At 45.9% G+C, this 23260-nt stretch carries 25 protein-coding genes; 8 read left to right on the forward strand and 17 right to left on the reverse strand.

Annotated features, from left to right (window positions below):
• The first annotated feature begins 4 nt into the window (after positions 1–4).
• The 4 genes from JNUCC22_RS16780 to JNUCC22_RS16795 are packed head-to-tail and all read left to right on the forward strand — an operon-like array spanning position 5 to position 3984.
• The gene (locus JNUCC22_RS16780) at positions 5–1498 is read left to right on the forward strand and encodes a sugar ABC transporter ATP-binding protein (protein ID WP_216061937.1); all 1494 of its coding nucleotides are present in this window, start codon (positions 5–7) and stop codon (positions 1496–1498) included.
• Positions 1488–2459: a ribose ABC transporter permease RbsC gene (gene rbsC, locus JNUCC22_RS16785; RefSeq protein WP_012118605.1), complete on the forward strand. Its 972-nt coding sequence runs from the start codon at positions 1488–1490 to the stop codon at positions 2457–2459. Before JNUCC22_RS16780 ends, rbsC begins: the two co-directional genes overlap by 11 nt.
• Before the next feature lie 13 nt (positions 2460–2472).
• Positions 2473–3390 (forward strand): ribose ABC transporter substrate-binding protein RbsB, encoded by a 918-nt coding sequence (gene rbsB / locus JNUCC22_RS16790; RefSeq protein ID WP_216061938.1) that lies wholly within the window; start codon positions 2473–2475, stop codon positions 3388–3390.
• Positions 3391–3450: 60 nt separating this feature from the next.
• Complete coding sequence (locus JNUCC22_RS16795) at positions 3451–3984, forward strand: SH3 domain-containing protein (RefSeq protein WP_024085887.1); 534 nt, start codon at positions 3451–3453, stop codon at positions 3982–3984.
• Between the two features lie 124 nt (positions 3985–4108).
• Here JNUCC22_RS16795 and JNUCC22_RS16800 read toward each other — a convergent pair whose 3' ends face one another.
• The 3 genes from JNUCC22_RS16800 to alsS all read right to left on the reverse strand — a co-directional run bounded on the left by JNUCC22_RS16800 (position 4109) and on the right by alsS (position 7276).
• Positions 4109–4633 (reverse strand): NAD(P)H-dependent oxidoreductase, encoded by a 525-nt coding sequence (locus JNUCC22_RS16800; RefSeq protein ID WP_020956445.1) that lies wholly within the window; start codon positions 4631–4633, stop codon positions 4109–4111.
• 102 nt (positions 4634–4735) lie between these two features.
• Positions 4736–5503, reverse strand: coding sequence for an acetolactate decarboxylase (budA, locus tag JNUCC22_RS16805; protein ID WP_124935051.1), 768 nt, complete (start codon positions 5501–5503; stop codon positions 4736–4738).
• 60 nt (positions 5504–5563) lie between these two features.
• Positions 5564–7276, reverse strand: coding sequence for an acetolactate synthase AlsS (alsS, locus tag JNUCC22_RS16810; protein WP_032860108.1), 1713 nt, complete (start codon positions 7274–7276; stop codon positions 5564–5566).
• A 156-nt stretch (positions 7277–7432) separates the two neighbouring features.
• On the opposite strand from alsS, the gene alsR reads away from it, so the two are divergent.
• Both alsR and JNUCC22_RS16820 read left to right on the forward strand, forming a co-directional pair.
• Positions 7433–8341, forward strand: a complete 909-nt coding sequence (gene alsR, locus JNUCC22_RS16815; RefSeq protein ID WP_003151316.1) for an acetoin biosynthesis transcriptional regulator AlsR — start codon at positions 7433–7435, stop codon at positions 8339–8341.
• A 194-nt stretch (positions 8342–8535) separates the two neighbouring features.
• Positions 8536–9867, forward strand: coding sequence for an arsenic transporter (locus JNUCC22_RS16820; RefSeq protein ID WP_012118610.1), 1332 nt, complete (start codon positions 8536–8538; stop codon positions 9865–9867).
• 49 nt (positions 9868–9916) lie between these two features.
• On the opposite strand, the gene JNUCC22_RS16825 is transcribed toward JNUCC22_RS16820, so the two are convergent.
• The 3 genes from JNUCC22_RS16825 to JNUCC22_RS16835 all read right to left on the reverse strand — a co-directional run bounded on the left by JNUCC22_RS16825 (position 9917) and on the right by JNUCC22_RS16835 (position 12743).
• The gene (locus JNUCC22_RS16825) at positions 9917–10591 is read right to left on the reverse strand and encodes a hypothetical protein (protein WP_007407530.1); all 675 of its coding nucleotides are present in this window, start codon (positions 10589–10591) and stop codon (positions 9917–9919) included.
• A gap of 41 nt (positions 10592–10632) precedes the next feature.
• A complete protein-coding gene (locus JNUCC22_RS16830; RefSeq protein WP_007407531.1) occupies positions 10633–11526 on the reverse strand; it encodes a hypothetical protein in 894 nt (297 codons plus the stop codon).
• Between the two features lie 122 nt (positions 11527–11648).
• The gene (locus JNUCC22_RS16835) at positions 11649–12743 is read right to left on the reverse strand and encodes a CotH kinase family protein (RefSeq protein ID WP_007407532.1); all 1095 of its coding nucleotides are present in this window, start codon (positions 12741–12743) and stop codon (positions 11649–11651) included.
• Between the two features lie 140 nt (positions 12744–12883).
• Between JNUCC22_RS16835 and JNUCC22_RS16840 the strand changes: the two genes are divergently transcribed.
• The gene (locus JNUCC22_RS16840; protein ID WP_216061939.1) at positions 12884–13486 is read left to right on the forward strand and encodes a CotG/ExsB N-terminal domain-containing protein; all 603 of its coding nucleotides are present in this window, start codon (positions 12884–12886) and stop codon (positions 13484–13486) included.
• Between the two features lie 156 nt (positions 13487–13642).
• The gene (locus JNUCC22_RS16845; protein ID WP_007407534.1) at positions 13643–14263 is read left to right on the forward strand and encodes a flavin reductase family protein; all 621 of its coding nucleotides are present in this window, start codon (positions 13643–13645) and stop codon (positions 14261–14263) included.
• A gap of 268 nt (positions 14264–14531) precedes the next feature.
• On the opposite strand, the gene JNUCC22_RS16850 is transcribed toward JNUCC22_RS16845, so the two are convergent.
• The 11 genes from JNUCC22_RS16850 to JNUCC22_RS16900 all read right to left on the reverse strand — a co-directional run bounded on the left by JNUCC22_RS16850 (position 14532) and on the right by JNUCC22_RS16900 (position 23171).
• On the reverse strand, positions 14532–14741 hold the full coding sequence (locus tag JNUCC22_RS16850; RefSeq protein ID WP_216061940.1) for a hypothetical protein: 210 nt from the start codon (positions 14739–14741) through the stop codon (positions 14532–14534).
• 200 nt (positions 14742–14941) lie between these two features.
• A complete protein-coding gene (locus tag JNUCC22_RS16855; protein WP_043020921.1) occupies positions 14942–15451 on the reverse strand; it encodes a hypothetical protein in 510 nt (169 codons plus the stop codon).
• A gap of 20 nt (positions 15452–15471) precedes the next feature.
• Positions 15472–17208 (reverse strand): ribonuclease YeeF family protein, encoded by a 1737-nt coding sequence (locus tag JNUCC22_RS16860; protein ID WP_216061941.1) that lies wholly within the window; start codon positions 17206–17208, stop codon positions 15472–15474.
• Positions 17209–17227: 19 nt separating this feature from the next.
• A complete protein-coding gene (locus JNUCC22_RS16865) occupies positions 17228–17488 on the reverse strand; it encodes a YwqI/YxiC family protein (RefSeq protein ID WP_007407543.1) in 261 nt (86 codons plus the stop codon).
• Positions 17488–17922: a coiled-coil domain-containing protein gene (locus JNUCC22_RS16870; RefSeq protein ID WP_072589651.1), complete on the reverse strand. Its 435-nt coding sequence runs from the start codon at positions 17920–17922 to the stop codon at positions 17488–17490. The genes JNUCC22_RS16865 and JNUCC22_RS16870 overlap by 1 nt, the downstream gene beginning before the upstream one ends.
• 280 nt (positions 17923–18202) lie before the next feature.
• Positions 18203–18991 (reverse strand): YwqG family protein, encoded by a 789-nt coding sequence (locus tag JNUCC22_RS16875; RefSeq protein WP_069006832.1) that lies wholly within the window; start codon positions 18989–18991, stop codon positions 18203–18205.
• Between the two features lie 63 nt (positions 18992–19054).
• Positions 19055–20380: a UDP-glucose dehydrogenase family protein gene (locus tag JNUCC22_RS16880; protein ID WP_012118631.1), complete on the reverse strand. Its 1326-nt coding sequence runs from the start codon at positions 20378–20380 to the stop codon at positions 19055–19057.
• Between the two features lie 199 nt (positions 20381–20579).
• Positions 20580–21344 carry a tyrosine-protein phosphatase gene (locus tag JNUCC22_RS16885; protein WP_015240737.1) on the reverse strand — a complete coding sequence of 255 codons (765 nt, stop codon included), beginning with the start codon at positions 21342–21344 and terminating at the stop codon, positions 20580–20582.
• A 45-nt stretch (positions 21345–21389) separates the two neighbouring features.
• A complete protein-coding gene (locus tag JNUCC22_RS16890) occupies positions 21390–22079 on the reverse strand; it encodes a CpsD/CapB family tyrosine-protein kinase (protein ID WP_007614272.1) in 690 nt (229 codons plus the stop codon).
• Positions 22066–22812 carry a protein-tyrosine kinase activator TkmA gene (locus tag JNUCC22_RS16895; protein WP_007407552.1) on the reverse strand — a complete coding sequence of 249 codons (747 nt, stop codon included), beginning with the start codon at positions 22810–22812 and terminating at the stop codon, positions 22066–22068. The genes JNUCC22_RS16890 and JNUCC22_RS16895 overlap by 14 nt, the downstream gene beginning before the upstream one ends.
• Positions 22813–23027: 215 nt before the next feature.
• Positions 23028–23171 (reverse strand): YwzD family small protein, encoded by a 144-nt coding sequence (locus tag JNUCC22_RS16900; protein ID WP_003151259.1) that lies wholly within the window; start codon positions 23169–23171, stop codon positions 23028–23030.
• Positions 23172–23260 lie beyond the last annotated feature (89 nt).

The following is a 23260-nucleotide window of genomic DNA, read 5'->3' on the forward strand; positions in this document are numbered from 1 at the left end:
CAGCATGCACATCAGCATGACAGACATTCATAAAGCATTCGGCAAAAACCAAGTGCTCTCCGGCGTCTCATTTGAGCTTCTGCCGGGAGAAATCCACGCTTTAATGGGAGAAAACGGAGCGGGCAAATCGACGTTAATGAATCTGCTCACCGGGCTCTACCGGCTCGACAAGGGAAACATTACGATAAACGGAACAAATATGAGCTTCTCCAATCCAAAGGAAGCCGAAAAGCACGGAATCGCCTTTATCCATCAGGAACTGAATATATGGCCGGACATGACGGTGCTTGAAAACCTTTTTATCGGCAAAGAGCTGACGACGGCGTTCGGCGTTTTGGAAACGAAGAAAATGAAAGCGCTAGCAAAATTACAGCTTGAAAAACTGGGAGTCTCTCTTCCTCTTGACCGGGAAGCCGGACAATGTTCCGTCGGCCAGCAGCAGATGATTGAGATTGCCAAAGCGCTGATGACAAACGCCGAAGTCATTATTATGGACGAACCGACCGCGGCGCTGACCGAACGGGAAATCAGCAAACTGTTTGACGTGATGACGGCGTTAAAGCGGAACGGCGTATCCATCGTCTATATTTCGCACCGAATGGAAGAGATATTTTCGATTTGCGACCGGATCACCATTATGCGGGACGGCCTCACTGTCGATACGGCGCATATTAAAGACACTAATTTTGATGAAGTGGTCAAAAAAATGGTCGGGCGGGAGCTGACCGATCGGTATCCGACTCGCACGCCGTCACTCGGCGATAAGGTGCTCGAAGTGAAAAACGCCTCAAAAAAAGGAAGCTTTTCACAAATCAGTTTTCATGTGAGCGCCGGAGAAATCCTCGGCGTTTCCGGCTTAATGGGTGCCGGACGGACAGAAATCATGAGGGCGCTGTTCGGAATTGACCGGCTCGATTCCGGAGAAATCTGGATTTCCGGCCGAAAAACCGGCATTCGGCGTCCGTACGATGCCATCCGCAAGGGACTCGGCCTGATTACGGAAAACCGCAAAGATGAAGGGCTGCTGCTGGATACGTCCATTCGTGAAAATATCTCATTGCCGAACCTGACCAGCTTCTCTCCGAAAGGCATCATTGACCGAAAACGCGAGGCGGAGTTCGTTGAGCTGCTCATCAAGCGTCTGACCATTAAGACCGCATCTCCGGAAACCGCCGCCCGGCATTTATCAGGAGGAAATCAGCAAAAGGTCGTCATCGCCAAATGGATCGGAATCGGCCCGAAAGTTCTCATCCTTGATGAACCGACAAGAGGCGTCGACGTAGGCGCGAAAAGGGAGATCTATTCATTAATGAATGAACTGACCGATCGCGGAGTCGCCATCATCATGGTGTCTTCCGAGCTGCCGGAAATTCTCGGCATGAGTGACAGAATCATCGTCGTCCACGAAGGGCGCATCAGCGGAGAAATCAATGCGGCCGGCGCAACACAAGAACACATCATGACACTTGCCACGGGAGGGCAGCAGTATGAAAACTGAACCAATGACATCAACTGAACAAAAGCGATTTTCCATTCATACCTTTACGCAAAAACTCGGTCCGTTTCTCGGCTTACTGATTCTTGTGCTGATCGTTTCCGTTTTAAACCCGAGTTTTCTTGAACCCCTCAATATTCTCAACCTTCTTCGGCAGGTTGCGATTAACGCTCTGATTGCTTTCGGAATGACGTTTGTCATTTTAACGGGAGGCATTGATCTCTCTGTCGGAGCCATCCTCGCCTTATCGAGCGCATTGGTCGCAGGTATGATGGTCTCAGGCATCGACCCGATCTTAGCCGTCATCATCGGCTGCGTGATCGGCGCCGTACTCGGCATGATAAACGGATTATTAATTACAAAAGGAAAAATGGCGCCGTTCATCGCCACTTTGGCGACAATGACCGTCTTTCGCGGACTGACCCTCGTCTATACGGACGGAAATCCAATTACGGGGCTCGGTTCAAATTACGCATTTCAATTGTTCGGGCGCGGTTATTTTCTCGGCATTCCCGTACCTGCCATTACGATGCTGATTGCATTTGCGGCCCTGTGGGTTCTTCTGCACAAAACACCGTTCGGCCGCCGGACATACGCCATCGGCGGCAATGAGAAAGCGGCGCTGATATCGGGAATCAAAGTGCCCCGCATCAAGATCATGATCTATTCTCTGACAGGTTTATTATCGGCGCTGGCGGGAGCGATTCTGACATCACGCTTAAATTCCGCACAGCCGACGGCCGGGGAATCATACGAGCTGGACGCCATCGCAGCGGTCGTTCTCGGCGGAACGAGCCTGTCCGGCGGTCGAGGGCGCATCATCGGTACGCTGATCGGGGTTTTGATTATCGGTACGCTGAACAACGGCTTGAACCTTCTCGGCGTATCATCTTTTTATCAGCTCGTCGTCAAAGGAATCGTCATTTTAATCGCGGTGCTGCTGGACCGCAAAAAATCGGCATAGTAGGAGGACCATTATGAAGAAAGCCATCATCACGATCGCGGCATTATCACTGTTTTTGCTGTCCGCCTGTTCACTTGAACCGCCACAATGGGCAAAACCGTCAAACACAAAACATAAAAAAGAATTCACTATCGGGCTCTCCGTCTCCACATTGAACAATCCGTTCTTCGTTTCATTAAAAGAAGGCGTTGTAAAGGAAGCCAAAAAACGGGGCATGAAGGTCATTATTGTCGATGCTCAAAATGATTCATCTAAACAGTCAAATGACGTAGAAGATTTGATCCAGCAGGGAGTCGATGCGCTGCTGATCAATCCGACCGATTCATCAGCGATTTCAACAGCCGTCGAATCGGCAAATTCCCTCGGCATTCCCGTCATTGCGCTTGATCGTTCAGCCGAAAACGGCAAAGTCGAAACGCTTGTCGCCTCTGACAATGTCAAAGGAGGAGAAATGGCGGCTGACTACCTCGCCGATCAGCTCGGAAAAGGCGCCAAAGTGGCTGAATTGCAAGGGGTGCCGGGCGCATCCGCGACACGGGAACGCGGAACGGGCTTTCATCATATTGCCGACAAAAAGCTGGATGTCGTAACAAAGCAAGCGGCGGATTTTGACCGTACAAAAGGATTGACCGTCATGGAAAACCTTCTGCAGGGACATCCGGATATCAAAGCCGTGTTCGCCCATAATGATGAAATGGCACTTGGGGCGCTCGAAGCGATTAACAGCTCAGGCAAACACATTTTGGTCGTCGGTTTCGACGGAAATAAAGATGCGATTTCTTCCATTAAAAACGGAAAGCTGACAGCCACGGTCGCCCAGCAGCCGGAGCTGATCGGAAAACTGGCGGCCGAAGCGGCGGAGCAGGTGCTCAAAGGAGAAAAAGTCAAAAAAACCATTTCCGCTCCATTGAAACTTCAAACACAAAAATAATCGGCCGATGTTTAGACTTCCGGTAAAACGTGAAAGGATGAAGTAAAAGGAGAGATACAGATGAAGAAAACAGCCAAAGCGGCATCCATTCTGACCCTTGCAGCGGGAATATCAGCGGCCTCAGCTGCCGGAATAACGCCTCTTCCCGAGACACACGCGCAAGAAGCGGTCAAAATTGACGATCTGTACAGCTACCCGCTTGACTCTTATCTCGTTTCCGCGGAAGCATTGAACGTCAGAACAAAAGCATCAGCAGCCAGTCCGAGAGCTGATACCCTTCATTTAGGCGACAGCTTAAAGATCGTTTCATTCCAGAACGCTGACTGGGCAAAAGTACATTATAAAAACGGAAAAACAGGATTTGTATCTACTCATTATATTGTTAAAGAAGCAACAACCGTAAAAACAACGGCAAAAACAAAAGTATATACAGACAAACAAGCGGTCAAAGCTTCCCTTGCTAAAAACACGAGCGTTTCTTTCCTCGGATGGAAAAAGACAGCCGGCGGCGGCATTGACTTCGGCTGGGCGCTTGTCGATTACGGGGGCGCAACGGGATATATCAGCACAAAAGATCTGCAAAAACTGACATAATATCAAAACGGATTTCGCAAATTCAGCGCGAAATCCGTTTTTTCTTTCTTGAGCAGTCAGAAACGTCTAAGGTTCGAAATATTTCTCAGGAAATATTGTCGGATGAAGATGAATGCATACGACTCTAAAATGGCTTCTTTATGTAATCCGCCAGGCGTTTGGCATTGTCACGGATAGCCGCAGCATCGGCGCTGCTAACCCCGTACATCGCGAAAGCAGGCAAATAGGTCATACCCGTAAAATTAGCCATTGCCTGAAACGGCCTTAAGAGCTCGCTCAGTGAAAAATGGTTAGACCCGCCTGCCTGATATGCATCCTCTCCGGCACCTACGGAAACAGCCAGCAGCAATTCTTTGCCGTGCAGCGCCTTTCCTTTGGAGCCGTAAGCCCAGCCATACGCCAGCACATGATCCATCCATGTTTTTAAAAGCGGAGGCGCACTGTACCAATACAGCGGGAATTGAAATACGATCCGGTCATACTGTTCACACAGCTGCCGTTCCTTTTCCGCATCTATTTTCCCGTCCGGATATTCTTTATAAAGCTCACGGACCGTGATTTCATCATGATTTTTTAATTCTTCTGTCCACGCCTTATTGACCGCTGAGTTGTTCATGTCAGGATGAACCGCTAATACCAATACTTTCACAGCTACCACACCTTTCCCTTTTGACTGTATTTTACCTAATCTTTGCCGGTTCAGCCAAATAAAAAGAAAGCCCCCGAGAAAAATGGGGCTTTCTTTTTTAATTTATTCCGGGCTTCCTTCGGTTGTTTCGATATCCTTCGCAAAATTCGGATTATCTAAATTTGCGTTGAAAAAGTCCGCCGTATTCGGAAGCATGAGGTTCATATTCATTTTTTGAGAAATGGTCACTTTACAATCTTTAATGACATAGTCAAATACGTGTCCGCCGGAATTGCGTCCTTCATCAATGAAGTGCAGGTGATATCCGGAAACAGCGATGCCGTTTGCGTACCCCGGCGTCCAGAAGCCGGCGATTGTACCCTGAATGTCGTCAAAGTTGAACACAGGCTGTGTTTTCACCGCTTCGATCATCGGAACGTACGGTTTCTCCTGGCGTTCTACCGTTCTTGTCTGCACCTTTTTAAATACGCCGTCTAAACGGATCGCATAAAATAAGTTTTTACTAGGCAGAAGGCTGGCGATTTCCTGCTCGAATTCTTCACGGGTCATTTCGCCGTCGATCGTATGCGTCATATCAGGCGTGAAAAATGTGAATGAGCAGAATGGTGACAGGTCTCCGCCTTTAACAGGCGTAGCCGTTCCGTCGCCGCGCAGACGGTAAAATTCTCCGTCAAATCCGATTAATTCGCCGTCCAGTTTATTGAACGTGCCGATTCCGAAATCACCGAACTTCGGAATGTCAGCCATATCAAAATCTCCGTCATATACTCCGTCCAGCAGAGATGTCATTGTTGAGACTTGATAGATCTGATCCTCAGGTGAGCCTTTTTCTCCGCGGCTCATCATATGGATGTCGCTTGCGTTTTTCATATTCCCTTCACTCCTTTTAAATTGGGCTGTTTTAGAAAACAGGTCATGGTGCGCAGAGTGCTAGAGAGCTTTTGCTTTCATTTTTTCTTTGAATTGCTTCGGAAGCATGTCGCTTGATAAATGGACATTGTCACTGTAATCGACAGGAATGTCAATGATGACAGGGCCTTCTGTGTTCAAGCCTTTTTGCAGCACGTCTGCCAGCTGTTCCGGTGACTCAACGCGCAAGCCGGTGGCGCCGAAGCTTTCTGCATATTTTACGATGTCAATGTTTCCGAAATCTACGCATGATGTACGGTTATATTTTTTCATTTGCTGGAATGCGACCATATCATATGTGCTGTCATTCCATACAAGGTGAACGATCGGCGCTTTTAAGCGGACTGCCGTTTCCAATTCCATTGCAGAGAACAGGAATCCTCCGTCCCCTGAAACGGATACGACTTTTTCACCCGGATTCACCAATGTGGCGGCAATCGCCCAAGGAAGCGCTACGCCCAATGTCTGCATGCCGTTGCTGATCAACAGTTTCAGAGGCTCATAAGCGCGGAAGTAGCGGGACATCCAGATCGCGTGAGAACCGATATCGCAAGTGACGGTTACGTCGTCATCAATTGCATTGCGCAGTTCTTGGACGATTTGCAGAGGATGCACTCTGTCGGATTTATGGTCGCTTGGCGCCTTCTCGCTGTCTGTGAGCATCTGTTTTAATTCGCTCAGCACTTCTTGTTCACGGCTGCCCATATCAAATGTCACAGCGTCGTGTTCAATTTGTTTAACCGTAGCGGCGATATCGCCTAATAATTCTAATTCCGGCTGATAGGCATGATCGATATCGGCCTGGATTTCGTCAAGATGGATAATAGCACGGTCACCGTTTACGTTCCAGAACTTCGGATCGTATTCAATCGGATCATAACCGATCGTTAATACGACATCCGCCTGTTCAAGCAGAAGATCGCCCGGCTGGTTGCGGAACAGTCCGATCCGGCCGAAATATTGGTCTTCCAGCTCTCTGGACAATGTGCCGGCCCCTTGGTACGTTTCTACGAAAGGCAGTTTTGTTTTGGCAAGCAGTTTGCGGATTTGTTTTACCGCCTCCGGTCTTCCGCCTTTCATGCCGACTAACAGAACGGGAAGTTTTGCCGTCTGGATTTTCGCGATAGCCGCGCTGACCGCTTCTTCCGGTGCAGGGCCTTGTTTCGGCGCCGGCACGCTGCGTACGTTTTTCACATTTGTGATTTCATTCACAACATCCTGCGGAAAGCTCACGAAAGCCGCGCCTGCCTGACCTGCTGACGCTGCCCTGAAGGCGTTTGTTACCGCTTCTGGTATATTCCCTGTTTCCTGTACTTCTACACTGTATTTTGTAATCGGCTGAAATAGCGCCGCATTGTCCAATGATTGGTGTGTCCGTTTTAACCGGTCTGCGCGAATTACGTTACCCGCCAGCGCCACTACCGGATCACCTTCTGTATTAGCCGTTAACAAGCCGGTCGCCAAGTTGGATGCCCCCGGGCCTGAAGTAACGAGACAAACGCCTGGTTTTCCAGTCAGTCTTCCGACAGCCGCAGCCATAAATGCAGCGTTCTGTTCGTGACGGCATAAAACCAGTTCAGGTCCTTTATCTTTTAACGCATCAAATACTGCATCAATTTTTGCACCCGGAATGCCAAAAACATGTGTGACACCTTGCTCCACTAAGCAATCAACAACAAGCTCCGCCCCCCGATTTTTTTCAGAGGTTTTTAGTTCATTTGTTGCTTTTGCCAACACCCTCACTCCTTATTATGCATATTAAATATAAAATTTTAAGTAATTTGTGATATTATTCACTATACACTCTTTGGAAATTGACCTCCAATATCAATTCGCCGTATGATTAATATGTTTCACGAATAATTAACAAAGAGAAAGGAATGGATAAGGATGGAGCTTCGCCATCTTCAATACTTTATTGCCGTTGCCGAAGAACTTCATTTCGGCAAAGCGGCGCTTCGGTTAAATATGACACAGCCGCCTCTCAGCCAGCAGATCAAACAGCTTGAGAAGGAAGTCGGCGTGACCTTATTAAAGCGCACGAAACGGGTTGTAGAGCTTTCAGCTGCCGGAGAAAGTTTTTTAAAACACAGCAGAAACGCGATCGAAGAAATAGACAAAGCGATTGAAATGGCGCAGAGAACGGCGCGGGGAGAGCTCGGCCGCCTTGTCGTCGGTTTTGTCGGCTCGGCCACATATGAATTTCTGCCGCCGATCATTCGGGAATTCCGCGAAAAATTCCCCTCCGTCAAGCTTGATCTGCGTGAAATTTCTTCTTTCAGACAGCAGGAAGAACTTCTGAAGGGGAACATTGATATCGGCATCCTTCATCCGCCTTTACAGCATTCCGCGTTACATATGGAAAAGGTGCAGAGCAGCCCGTGCATTCTGGCTTTGCCGAAGCAGCACCCGCTTACCGCTAAACAGACAATCGACATTCAGGATTTAAAAAATGAACCGATTATCACACTGTCGAAAGAAACATGGCCGACTTTATACCTGGAGTTTGTAAACTACTGCGAGCAGGCGGGCTTCAAACCGAAAATCGTTCAGGAAGCGACGGAGTATCAAATGGTGATCGGATTGGTTAGTGCCGGTATCGGTGTAACCTTTGTGCCTTCTTCTGCTAAAAAGCTGTTTAATCTCGAAGTCGCCTACCGCGGCATTAATCAGGCGCAGCTCACTGCCGAATGGGTCATTGCCTACCGCAAGGATAATCAAAATCCGATCCTGAAACATTTTCTGGATATTATGAATAAGCGCCAGGCTTTATTGCAGGCGGATAAGGAAAATGCATAAAAAAGAGGGCCGCCGAAAGCAGCCTCTTTTTTTGTGCTTTTATGGATTTTTACTAAATTGGTAGAAACGCTCAGTACACCTTACGACCTGTACCCGTATACATACAGTACAACTGATCAGGAGGGATAAAAATAACGGGGCGGCAATGACCCATCTAAAAGGAGGCACAACACATTACACATATTACCGTCATTTTGACCCTGATTTCTTTCTTTGTGACCATTATTTTTATATTTTGGAGACCCGGGGGATTAAATGAAGCCGTTCCGGCGTCGCTGGGCGCCATTCTCGTTTTGTTATGCGGAACCGTTTCCTTTCATGATTTGGGGGATATAGGGTCAAAAGTCACCGGAGCATCAATCACCATTATCTCCACAATGATTATGGCAATCGCGCTGGAAAGCTTCGGTTTTTTTAACTGGGCGGCGGCCAAACTGCTTCACCGCGCCAAGGGATCGGGCATCCGGCTTTTTTGGCTGACCAACCTGCTCTGTTTTTCAATGACGCTTTTTCTGAATAATGACGGCAGCGTCTTAATCACCACTCCTATTTTACTATTGGTCTTACAATATCTCGGACTTAAAAGACATCAGAAAACACCGTATTTAATAAGCGGCGTATTAATTGCGACGGCGGCAAGCACCCCGATCGGCGTCAGTAATATCGTCAATTTAATTTCTCTCAAAATGATAGGCATGGACCTTTATTTGTACACCAATATGATGTTTATCCCCGGCACGCTGGGACTGGTGTTTATGGCCTTTCTGCTGTTTGCCGTTTTTTACCGCCGTTTGCCGAAACAGCTCCCCGATATTCCGGTTCATTTTGACTCGCTGGAACACAAACGATATCATCCGCTTCAGCCTCCGCCAGACCCGACCCAAAACAGCCGTACGAACATCATGTTTTGTGTTTTGGCATTTGTATTGTTCGTCCGGATCAGTCTGTTTGCAGCTTCTTACAACGGCATATCCGTTTCGCTCGTGGCTGTCATCAGTTCAGTCATCCTGCTTGGCTGGAGATGGTTTTATTTAAAAATCGGACCGGCAGATTTATTAAGGAAAGCGCCTTGGCATATCTTTATTTTTGCCTTCACGATGTACATTATCATCTACGGACTGCATAATATCGGACTGACGGCGCTGCTTGTTCAGTCTATTGAGCCTTATGTCTCACAAAGCATTGCCCACGCTGCATCTATTATGGGCATTGCTACATCCGTCCTCTCTAATTTGTTCAATAACCATCCCGCCTTAATGATCAGCACTTTGACCTTAACTGAAATGTCCATCGACCCATTAACCGTAAAAATCATTTATCTGGCTAATATTATCGGCAGTGATATCGGATCATTGCTTCTGCCGATCGGGACATTAGCCACGCTGATCTGGATGCATATCATCAGACAGCACGGCGAAAAAGTTTCTTGGTCAGAATATATCAAAACGACCATTATCGTTGTCCCTCTCACTGTCGTGTTTACCATTACCGTTTTATATGTTTGGATCAGTTGGATTTACCTTTAGCTCCCATGAAAAAAAACTGCCTGCTGTATAAGAGAGGCAGTTTTATCATTTATGGCAGGTGCATGGTTTTTAAATGATTCAATTTCCAAAAAACAGTATCGCCGTCTGCATTGGTCAATTCAAGAATATTATCTGAGACATCCTGCAACAGCCCCACTTTATTCGGTATATCTCCTAAATCCAGAATAATCAGCTTCCCGATATATCTTTTTAATTGTTCCTCAAAATTCCGGACAAGGGGCACATTAGCGGGAACAACCGGCAGCTCTGAACTGTTTAATGTATACGGCGTCTGCTCATCGGAATAGGGTGTCAGCCATTTCAAATGATGCATCGAGATGAAAAGAGTCTTATAAACCGGAGAGAAGAAAACAAAATAATCATTTAAAACACTTGTCACATACCCATGAATGGAACGGTCTCCCGTAACAAATATTTCTGTGAATCTGCCTTTTATATGCTGGAGGGTATTCCGGTAAGAAAAGGAATGTTCCTGTTTTTCGGGATGCGGACTTTTTTTTCTTGCGTACGGTTCTTTATTCTCTTCGTCCGGGAGCGTCAATGTCATCCTCTGAAGATGCAGCAGCGGAATATAAAGAAACGTCCGGCCGTCATGAATCACAATGATATCCTGACCGATATCCAAAAGAGTTCCTGAAAATGTCGTATTCCCCGATATCTCAATATCGACTTGTTTATCCAGAAATCTGCTTAATCCAGCCATTTCATTCCCCCCTCTCCCGCGTTTACGGACAATCTTTCCAATCATTTACGGCCGCGTTTCCACCGATAATCTATTGTCCTTAATACAGTGGCGTAGCTATAAGAGTTCTCTTCCTCCCGTTTTGAAGATCGAACGGATCTTGATGATCTTTTCGACTTTTTGGAGGAAGTACGCTGCTCTTCGCGTGATTCTTCTTCATGCGGCTTTTCTTCTTCGGCGCTCTCTTTCTCACCTTTATTCTCGTCGTCTTTATTCTCCTCTTTTTTAGCTGCTCCTTTTGCCCCTTCGCTGATGCTCTTGATATGAAAAGGATAGATCCGCAGCACTTCTTTATCTTTCACAAGAGTGTAGTGGCCGTCGGAATTATCCACAAGTATACCTTCAACGGCTTCAGGACCTCCGCGGTTGATGGATACCCATTTGTGGATCAGGCGTTTAAATATGCCGTGAAAATCATCAGCCATTTCAAATTCCGGGCGCTCCTCCTCTTGGCCGTCCTCTTCTTGTTCCGCGCTGATGCTTTTGACATGGTCGGCGTTAAAATATACAATTCCGTCATCTTCCGTTTCCAGCACGAGAAAATCATCCCCTGTTTCGTGAAGCTTTCCTCTTTTCGATTCCGGACCTCCCTGATTCAATTGCACCGTGCGATTGGTCATCCGGCTGATCAGGTCTTGAAAATCATCAGCTTTTTCACATTCTGCCGCTTCGGCCGGCGATACGGTTTCACTCGTATTTTCCGTCACACTTTTCACGTGTTTCCATTGATAATAAACGATTTTATTATCAACCTGAAGAGCGATATAATCCGATTGAATGTCTGCTAATCTCCCTGTCTTGGACTCCGGGCCTCCCCGGTAGACAGTAATCACTTTTCCTTCCATTGCATGCAAAAAGTTGTCATCAGACCGCTGCCGCTTCGTATTGCGTTTCATCTATTGTCCTCCTAGTCATTTTTCTCATAATGTAAAAAGCATAATGCATATATACGTATCACGATTATTTTCGGGAACTGATTCACCAGCCTATTTGTAAAAAATCTTTCTTCATTTCCAAATCAGATATTCCACCGCTCTAACTCACTGCTGATGAAGGCTGACCGCTCCTTAATGTATTCGCAAATCACTTCAGGCTCCCGGTCAAAGCAATCAATCTCTTCTTTCTTATATGGATCCTTCGCGACATGCGGCCTGATCTGCTCATACAGTGACATGACCTTCGGCTTCATATGTTCAATGGTAAACCGGGTCTGAAGCGTCTCTTCCAAAAGCCGTTTGTACGCTTTGCGGAAATACGGTTCATCCAGAAGCCTTGCAGTCAAGGTATTAAACCCTTGTATTCTGACATAATCGGCCTCCATCCGATCACCATGAATGTCTCTTCCCCACGTCGCATCGTAATCCCACGGAATGACTTCAAAAAGTCCCGTTTCATGATTCCGGTACAAAGCGTAATTATGAACAAATCCATCGTAGTTTGAGGTAAACACGATGCCCGCAAGCCACCGCAAATACTTATCGACGTCCAAGTGTTTGACGATCTCCCCCTTGAACTCTGACTTCGGCACGGTATTAATTTTATAGATCATATCCTGCAAGTATAAATCGTCTTCTTTCGTTCCCGTTTTCTTTTCATAACCAAGTTCGAGCGATGTTTTCGTATCCCGCTCCAGATCACTGACGAGGGAGAAATTGGCGTCGTCATCAACCGCGTAAAAAACAGCGCCGTCCGCCAAATTCCGTTTCGCCAGAAAATATTCATCCACTGACTCCAGCTCAAGATACACCCCCTCATGTCTGCCATTGATTTGCAGGGTTACGAAATTCGCCTTTGGTGACAGCGTCCCAAGCTCCGCGAAGAAATCGAGAGACAGCTTATTCCGCATCATCGACGGATCTTTGTATTCAGCGTTTAAATGTATCTCTTTCGCCCTGCGAAATGTTTTCGGCGAATAAAAAGCGATATGATACGATTTTTTCTTGAAATCTCTTATATGAGAGCCGCGGTACGCCAGATCAATGTCAAGCCGTTTTTGATTCACTCTCAGCACCGCGGGCACCGGATCATCATCCCAAATGTCTTTTTTCAGCTCCATTAAGTCTTTCGGGTGAATAAACAGCTGGTATAGAGGCAATGTTGATTGGTCTTTCATCAGTAAACCTCCCTGTATTAATTTAGGCTGTGCTTTTTATATAAAACTCAGCGAATCACACATACACTTTTTTCATTCATGCGTACTATGTGGTAGTAAGGATCGCATCCTTAAAACATATATCATGAGGAGGTTTCAAAATGGGCCACTATTCCCATTCTGATATCGAAGAAGCAGTAAAGTCCGCAAGCACCGAGGGATTGGAAGATTATTTGTACCAAGAACCAAAAAGCAGTAAGAAGAGAAAATCTCGCAGCCGTAAAAAATCCCGTTCTCACAAAAAATCTCGCAGCCATAAAAAATCGTGCCGCTCTCACAAAAAATCTCGCAGCCATAAAAAATCGTGCCGCTCTCACAAAAAATCTCGCAGCCATAAAAAATCCCGTTCTCACAAAAAATCTCGCAGCCATAAAAAATCCCGTTCTCACAAAAAATCTCGCAGTCATAAAAAATCCCGTTCTCACAAAAAATCTCGCAGTCATAAAAAATCCCGTTCTCACAAAAAATCTCGCAGTCATAAAAAATCCCGTTCTCACAAAAAATCTCGCAGCCATAAAAAATCATGCCGGTCTCACAAAAAATCTCGCAGCCACAAGAAATCATGCCGCCGCAAGAAAAAACGCACGCAGAAAAAACCTTATCGTCCTCAGAAAAAAGACCCTTGCAAAAAAGACGATTACTGCAGCAAAACAGAGTACTGGAAAGACGGGAACATCTGGGTTGTAAAGAAAAACTACAAGTAACACCATTCGTAAATAGGCTGCCGGCTAAACGGAAGCCTTTTTCCTCAATCAGATATATGCCACGTGATAAGATATGCAGCCGGTTTTCTTTTGTTGTGTTTCCGAATTTTCTTTCTGTATAATCAGGTCATACGATAAAGAAAGGCGGCCGAAATCATGCATATCTTACGAGCAGACGAACTGAACGCAAAAGACACTTACAAATTGCTTTCGGGCACAGTTGTTCCCCGGCCGATCGCATTTGTCACTACGCGGTCATCCATCAACGGCGCCGTAAACGCGGCGCCCTTCAGTTTCTATAACGTTGTCTCCGCAGAACCGCCGCTTCTGGCCATCTCAGTCAGCCGCGCGGACGGTCGGCAGAAAGACACCGCGAGAAACGCAATCGCTCATCGGGAATTCGTGGTGCACGTCAGTGATGAGTCCATTATTGAAGACATTAACAAAACGGCGGCAAGGCTTGATCCTGATGTCAGTGAACTTGGCATGACAGACTTTTCTGTGACAGACAGCGCTTGCATCAGCGTTCCCGGTATAAAAGAAGCAAAAGTGAGGTTTGAATGTATACTCGAACGCCATCTTCCGTTCCAAAATGACAGCGGAGAAACGACGACAGACCTCATCATCGGCAGAGTCGTTTGTTTTCATTTGAATGACCAAGTATATGACGCCGATAAAGGCTACATACGGACAGATGAGCTGAAGCCTGCGGCAAGGCTCGCGGGGAACGAATACGCCAGACTCGGGAAGACATATACACTTGTACGCCCGACCTGAAGCAGGAACCATTATAATAGAAGAAACTAGTCAAAAAGACCCCTTTCGTAAGGGGTCTTTTTTGAGTCTTTTACCATGTAACTCAGCCTAATGTCTTATAGAATGCCGAAACTTACAAGGCCCTCACCCGTATGAAACGAGTGACACATTTTTAGGAGGCAGAGAGTGGACAGCGACTTTTTTTCTCATCGGTTAACCAGAGTTTCCGTAGCTATCCAGGTGAAATATAAAAGAGATCTGAAGGCGTTTCTATTTTGCATTAAAACCTTCAAGATTTTCCAACTATACTATTAATTCCTTCAAAGATAATATCTCTCATAACTTCATTATTACTTTTATAATTTCTTTCATTTTTTATTGTATTAAAAACTTGCTTGATAACCCCATCAATCATTATTGTTAACCCTTCAACGTCTTCTTCATCGCCTTCTTTTTTAAACATTTCATTCAATATAATTAACTTCTGTTCTTGCGACATTACATTCTCTCCTTTACATTTTTGAATCATTTTATTTCACTTTTCACAAAACTCAAACTTTAATTTTTTTCTCTATAAATCAACAGTTTTGAATTAGTTTTACCATTAATCCTGTAAAAGCTTGATCATTTGTAATGTTTCTTGCTTTCACAAGGTAAAAACTAAAAAAGCAGGTATAGTATAACTACCTGCTTTTTTAGTTAAATTTTATTACTAAAGTTAATTTCTTTTACAAGGATAGCTTCGTTTCCGTACTCTTCAATGTCGGCCTTTAGCCAACCGCTTTCCTCTTCTCTATATTTATGAAATCTAAGTGTCGCAAAACCTTCATCAATACTTATAATCACAACAAATTTATGCTCAGGAAATTTTTCTTTTAAATGTTGTTCCCAACCGTCTACTACCTGAAACGCATAAAGTGAAATCTCTTCATCAGACAAATCACTGTTGTCTAAATAATCGTTTATGCGGAGCTCATTACACGATGCTTCATACCCCGTTTTATCCCCGTACATTTTCAAAATTCTATTCCAATTTATCGTTGTATTATCAGTTAACTCATACTCTAGATCTAGAATATAGCAATCGTCTACTTTAACTATATTAGGTGAAATAATATCCTTTAATTTAGATAGGTCAACTTTATTTGCATTACTCCGATCTTCAAGTCGTTCTTTTAGTCTTTTCATATTTTTATTTGTATATTCCATATATAATCTTCACTCCTATACTAAAATACAGGATCCTCACCTAAAAATTTCAATCCCTTATTTATAGCTTTCTGAACACTCTTGTCTTTAAGTACTTTTTGAATTTTGCTAGGTGCATCTTCACCTGTTTTTTGGTCATAAAACTTTTTTGTTTCTACATCGAAATACCATTTTTTATTATTTGGCTCGTGATAGTGAATTTGACCTTCTCTTTGCCCTGGATTTGGGTTTTCAATGTCTATTCTTTCTGTCTTCCCATTTTGCCATGTTGTCTTACTTGCAATTTGAGTTCCATTTTGACCGAAAAGTTTCTTACTATTCCCGCCACCACCACCAGCCATCTTCACAATCCCAAGATCTTTCACAGCAGTCGTTTTCACATCAGCATGAATGATTGGGAAAGTTGCGCCATCTGGTGTGACAGTCTTGTGGACACGAATTTTTACATTCGTCGGTACTTTGAATTCTTTTACTTGGTCTAGAATCTTTTTTCCTTTTTCAACTTTTGATGCTTGTGGCGATTTTGCAAGCGGTATGCCTTTGTTTACATGCTTCGCCAATGCACCGGCTCCAACCAAACTCAGCGCAGCTTCCAGTGCCCCTTGCTTCCGCTTCTCCTCGGACACTTTGTTTCCGAACATATCCCGGCCTGTGACGGCTTCGGAGAATCCGTTTGAGGCGACAAGGCCGTATGCGCCCATTTCTGTCATTTTGAGAATGTCTAAGGATTTTCCGGTTTTATAGGCATCTAAAGCATGTTCTGCGGCAATGACGGTTTTTCCGGTTTTGTAAATGGCTTTTCCGCCTTTGAAAGCGCGGCCCGCCCAGCCGACGACCGGTATGAATCCGGCGGCGGCCATCGCTCCTGCTGTGACGCGTTCTGCGGTGGAGAGTTTTTCTCCGGTCACCGGATCAACGCCTTCGGCTGCTCTTTTATAATCATAATAGCCGGTGACTTCGCCGGTAAAGTTGCAGATGCCGTCCCATGTTTTTTCGTACCATGGTTTATTGGCTTCTTCTTCAGCCTTTTCCTGAAGCCGTCTTGCTTCAGCCTGCTGGGCTTTTGCGTCAATATAGTCCGTTCCCTGTTTTTCTGTCGCCGTGACGCTTTTGTAGATTTCATTGCTGTGGAAGGCTTTTTTGTCATAGTACATAGGGGATGCGCTTTTCCCGTTGCTGGTGGCCTGCATGAGAACAGAATATTTGCTGAGCACTGCGTTGTCCAGAGATTCTAAGTTTTGATATTCAGCAGTCAGGGATTCATCAAGCGTATCGACTGCCGTGATTGTATCACGTCTGGTTTTCTGGGCATCGCCCATTTTATCAGCGTAATCATCCAGCGTATATGTGTCGAGATGAATAATATCGCTGATGCCTGACAAAATTGAATCGATTTCTGCTTTATGAGCGGAGACAATCTCTGAAGCTTTCAAATCCGCGTTGGGCAGCTCATGCTCCAAAAATGAAGTCTCCACATATGTATCGCTGAGTTCTTGATCTTTAATGTCACCTGAAATGCCATTTAAAAACGCAATTTGAGCAGAGACTAGCGTCAGCCAGCTGTCGGCGATTTCCGCTTGTCCCTGAAAAAAATCTTTTATATTGTCTGCGCCTTTCCCTTTCAAAGCATCACCCAGATCGGCCACGCCTTGAAAGGCTTGTTTGAGCGCACGCAGCTGCTCTTCAAGGGCTTCGTATTGTTTCTTTCTCTTATCTGCTTCGTCCGTTAACGATTGTGATTCAAACACTTTGCTCATCGGCAAGTCCTTTCTTTCGTTATTTTACGGCGATCGCCTCGTCCTGTTCTTTCAAAGAATCTACGTTGTCTTTAACGTCCGCGATATTCTTATGAACGGCCTGCTTGTATTCGCTGATCATCGATACAAGCTTTGCCTCGCGGGATTGGTACTTGGAGGTATAGTCGAGCTTGTTTTTTCCGTTTGAACCGGCGTTCCCGATCGAAACAGCCTCCAAAGCGCTGCTGACGGATTCAAGCTGCTTCATGACGGTTCCGTATTTGAGTTTTATTTCTGCCATTAAAACCAACTCCAGCTTCTTTTGATTGATTGTATTTTTTCTCCGACCGTGTCAAGGGCTTCTTCTCCCAGCGTCAGCAGGTGCTCTGCCTCTCTCGCAATGCTTCTGGCGGCAAGGAGCCCTCCTTTTTCAATTTCAAGCTGTGTCATCTTTAAGCCGATTCGGTAAATATAACCGTCGTATTTGTCTGTGACGATTCTGTATGCTTCTGTATGGGCCTGATCGCGCCGGTCATCAAATTCTTCAGCAAAAGTGCCGGTCCAATGATGGTCCAGGTGCGGCCTGAGGATGTCCCTGATTTCAGATACGCCCTCTTCCTGCAGAGATTCTATCTCTCTTTTCGCTTCTTTTAATTTATCAATTTGGTGTTCAACCTCGCCCAGTTTATGGCTGATCGTGCTGTTAATATAGCTTAATGTGCTTGAATGGCTCATCTGTTTTCACCTCGTCTTACGCAAAAAGTCGTACAAAAAGCACAGACTTTTCCATACTATATTTCCATATATTATATTTTAAAATAGACAGAAAGCAGCTTAAATAGGTTAAATGGCTTATTTTCAACAGCCGAGATGCTCATCATTAACGCCAAAAGACTCACATAAACGGCATATCCATTCATCGATCTCCTCTATGTATCCATGATAAATTCCCTAAAAAAAAGGAGACAGTGATTAACCGTCTCCTTTGCCTTGTATCATGATCATCATACTGTCGTTAACTGCAGTCCCAGTTGTACAAAACGTTTGAGAAATCTTTTTTCTTCAAATCTTCCGGTCTGATAAAGAAATTGGCGATTCCCACATCTCCCCACATCGAATCAATGTCATCATCTGAATCAATTTGCAAAAGCAGAATCGTATGGTTTTGATGAGAATAAGACCGCGGATCTTCCTGGGTGAAGGACGCATAGCCGCCGATTTTATGGCCGAATGCGTTCGCCGTATATTCGTCATACACCTCATCGTCAAACTGCTCGAAATAGTCAAAGGCATCCATCCCGGCATACTGCCTGAATTGAAAATCAGACGGGAGCACCCATTCAGCAGACAGCTCAGGGGTGATCAGCGCTTCGGATTGAATCGGAAAATCGTACTCCTCTTCAACCTGAACGAAAGAAAAATCATCCATGAGCTCCGCTTCTTCTGCTGTCACATGTTCAAAATATTTGACGCAGAAACCCGTTTGCGCGCACCCGTCGTCAAAATTCAGACCGTATACGTCATCACTGACCGATATGTAAAACTGAAGAATGCCGGTGTCCGGAAAATCAGGGAGTCCGGGCATATCCGCAAAATTGATTTGAGCGAGAAGCTTCATCGGCCTGCCGCTTTCATCTTTAGGATATGGTTCATGTTTCGGAAAATAGGGGTCTCCTGCAATTTTACTGTCATACCGCCCCGTTTCAGCTTTTTTGACGTGCAGTTTGATAAAAGGCCGTGCTGACGTTTCCAGCAGACCGCGGGATGATTCCATTTGCTTCGGCAATTTCCATGTTTTTTCCACGATAAATATCTCCTTCGTCTCTAAAGATTGTATGATAAAAGGCCGGCGCGGTCCGCCGGCCTTTCAAGTGACAGAATCAGTCTGAGGCACGACGGCTCTTCTTCCGATTGAGATATATTCCACGCCCGCCTGTTCCGCTTCCTCAAGCGAGTGGCAGTTTCTCCCGTCGAAAATAACCGGGGTTTCCATCAGCTCTTTGTACGCTTCAAGCGGGAAGTGTTTAATTTGTTCCCAATCTGTCAGAATCAGGACGGCATCCGCTCCCCTGACGGCTTCTTCTATGGACTCCCGATAGGAAACTTCAGCCGGAAGCAGCCCGGAAGCCCGGAATGAAGCGATCGGATCGTACGCTGTCATCCGGGCGTCAAGAGCCGCCAGACGATCCGCAATGACAATGGACGGCGCATCCCGCATATCATCTGTATTCGGCTTAAAAGACAGCCCTAATAACGCGATGGTCTTCCCCGTCACACCGCCGAGCCTGTTCAGCACTTTATCAACCAGCATGGACTGCTGGTTATTGTTGACTTTAATGACGGACTTCAGCAATTCAAAATCATGCTCCACATGTCCCGCGATCTGCACGAGGGCGTTTGTATCCTTCGGAAAACAGGAACCGCCGTAACCGATGCCGGCTCTTAAGAATTGATTGCCGATCCGTTTATCCAATCCCATTCCGTGTGCGACTGATTCCACATCCGCACCGACTTTTTCACATATATGAGAAATTTCATTAATAAAACTGATTTTCGCCGCTAAAAATGCGTTTGACGCATATTTGATCATCTCAGCGCTTCTGATGTCCGTATGATATACCGGAATCGCAAGCGGCGCGAAAACCCGGTCAAGCGTTTCCCGCGTCTGCCGGTCTTCAGCCCCGATCACGATGCGGTCTCCGTGAAAGGTATCGTGAATTGCCGAACCTTCACGGAGAAATTCCGGGTTCGAGGCGATTGAAATGTTCACGTCCGCTTTCAGCCGTGAATGAATAACTTCGCTGATCCTGTCATTCGTTCCCACGGGAACCGTGCTTTTTGTCACGACGATCGCATCTTTACAAATATGTTCGGCAATCCGTTCGGCGACATTTTCAATATAAGTAAGGTTTGCGTGCCCGTCTTCTTTTTGCGGTGTTCCGACCGCTATAAAAATAACGTCCGCTTCCGCAAGCCCTTTTTCGTAGCTCGTTTCAAATGCCAGCCGATGCCGGCCGATATTTCGTTTCATCATATCTTCAAGGCCCGGTTCAAAGATAGGGGACAATCCCTTTCTCATCTGCTCAACCTTACGTTCATCAATATCTATGCATGTTACGTCATGGCCGATTTCTGAAAGAGACACTCCTGTCACAAGACCGACGTAGCCTGTTCCGATCACTGTTATTTTCATCGTGTTCCCCCAACCGTTTAGAAATTGCTGCTGGGCAGCTTACCGTTATTATCATATGATCCCGGCACCGGCTGAATGCCGGAAGCCTGAGGTCATGATAGGAAAAAACGGCGCCGGCCGCTGATAATAGCATAAGCATAAAAGAATCATCTTGCAAAACAGCCGCTTACGCTTCATTTAAACGGGATGGAGACGACGATTAAAAAAGACCCCAGCGCTTACGGCGGGCCACAGGCAGCGGAGGTTCCTTATAAACGGCTTTGTTTTCAGCGAGAAGCGCCGCATTTTCCGCGAGCATGTAAATCAGCTCAGCCCCTGCTTCTTTTTTCAGAACGCCGAGCGCCTCCTGATAATAAAAATTTCTCGGTCCGAGATTATGGGCGTCAGATGCGAGAAAGTGGATCAAATTCGCTTCCATCAGCTGCAGCGAAAAGGATTTCGCTTTCCGCCCGAATGCTCCGGCAATGCAGCCGGCCGTCACTTGGGCGGCCGCGCCTTTCTTCACAAGACTGTATAGGACGGAAGGGTTTTCGCGAATTTCTCTGTTCCGCTCCGGATGGGCGATGACGGGGACATATCCGTTCAGCTGCAGTTCATAAAACAGCCTTTCAGCGTAGGCCGGGACATGATCCGCCGGAAATTCCGCCAGCACATACTTTGTATTATGGAGCGGAACAAGCGAGCCGCTTTGAAGACCTGTCAGCAGATCTCCGTCTGTTCTGATTTCCTGGCCGGGCAGAACAGTCAGCGGAATGCCTTCCTTGTTCAAACGTTTGTTTAACAGGCTAACCGCTTCGTTGATCGTATGCCGGTCCGTGTCATAGCGGTATTTCACATGATGCGGCGTCGCGATGATCGTATCAATCCCCTGTCTGACCGCTTCTCTCGCCATCTTCAGGCTTTCTGTATCATCCGCCGCGCCGTCGTCTATGGAAGGAAGGATGTGACAATGGATATCTATCATATTTCAATCCCTCCTTAAAAAGAATGGACCGCGCCCATTATGACATTATTGTCCGTAATAGGCGTAGTCCGAGTGTTTCGTTTGTTTCTTCCCGTTCATCACGGCCCCAAGGAGCTTGCACGGGCAGTAATCGAGCGCTTCTTTCGCCTTGGCCGCTTTTTCCTTGTCCGTTTTCCCGCTTGAGATCACCATAATGGCCCCGTCAGTGTAGCTGCCTAATATTTTCGTATCTGCTACGGCCAAAACGGGAGGTGTATCCAAAATCACCTTATCATAAACTGCGGCGGCTTCTGACAGAAGATCTTTCATAGCACCCGTCGATAAAAGCTCCGCCGGATTGGGCGGGATCGGCCCGCTCGTTAAAATATCCAGGTTTGCTTCATCAGCCGGCAGGACGGCTTTCTGAAACGGCATCTGTTTTAACAGCAGCGACGTTAATCCGGTTCCGTTGTCCAATTTGAAAGTGAAATGAACCGTCGGTTTGCGCAGATCCGCATCAATTAAAAGCACTTTTTTCCCCTGCTGTGCAAATACGACGGCAAGGTTGGCCGCGGTTGTCGATTTTCCTTCTTCCGGACCGGCGGATGTGATCAAAAGAGACTTCACCTCCGTATCAACGGAAGAAAATTCAATGTTTGTGCGGATCGTGCGATATTGTTCTGAGTTGATGGATTTCGGCTCAGACATCGCAATCACGCTTCGTTTTCCGGGTTTGTCTTTTTTACGCGTCAACATGTCCGCCCCCCGCTTGTTTGGTTTCCGCCATCCTCAAGTTTTTGGCAACGCTGTCTTTAGTACTGATTGAAGTAACCGTTCCCAGGATCGGGATGCCGAGCAGCGATTCCAGCTGTTCTTCCGATTTGATCGTATTATCCAGATGTTCCAGCAAAAAGGCGAGACCGATTCCGCCCAAAAGTCCGGCGGCAAACGCAATCGCGATGTTCAGCTTACGGTTAGGCTCTGCCGGTGACTGGCTGTCCGCCGCTTCGGCCTTTGAAAGGATGCTGACATTATCCACGTTCATAATGGCAGTGATCTTGTCCTGAAAAACGGCTGCAACCGCATTTGCCATAACGGCCGCCCGCTTAGCATCCGTATCCCTCACGGCAATCGTCACGACTTGTGAATCCTGCTCGCTGGATACCGTAATTTTCGATTCCAGCTCTTTCGAAGTCATGGACAGATGCAGCTGTTTAATCACTTCGTCAAGGATGACCGGGCTTTTGATGATGACATTATACGTGTTGATTAATTGGAGGTTGGTTTGAACGTCATTGAATTGGACTTCTTTTTGATTGTTTTTGGATTGGCTGACCAAAATTTGAGTTGAGTTTTCATAGACCGGCGTAAGAGCGAAGAAACTGATGAGTCCGCCTGCGGCAGATGCCGCCGCGGTAATAATAAGTATAAACAGCAGACGCTTTCTCAGTATTGCGAATATTTCCTTTATGCTTGTAGATTCTCCCATATAACCTCCATATCACTTTCCGCGTATTCCCATTCCCTCCAATGATCTTTTCCAATTACGATTATACAGTTTTAAACTGTCATTTCTAACCTTTTCAAATGACAAAATTCGACAAAAATAGACAATCACTTCAATCTGTTTTATTTTTGTAAGCGCTTTAAATACTGGTGTCACAGGAAGATTAAAAAATCCCGCGGCCAAGAGCCTGCGGGATTTTATGTTGCATATCCATTTTTAATATAAGAAATCAAATTCTCAAGCATTTCTTTTGTGGTCATCTCAGAGGACTGCTCACCAATGTCGTGCGCATGCATTAAAATCTTCAGAAACTCCTCTTGATCTAACTTCGTTTTCTTCATCATTCGTTTCCTTTCGGCTTCCATTAAATTGAAAACAAGATTATTATATGCTGTCGGGTGCTGTTTTGCAATCTCTAATACATCATTCG

This window comes from Bacillus sp. JNUCC-22 (assembly GCF_018861275.1).
Classification (GTDB): domain Bacteria; phylum Bacillota; class Bacilli; order Bacillales; family Bacillaceae; genus Bacillus; species Bacillus velezensis.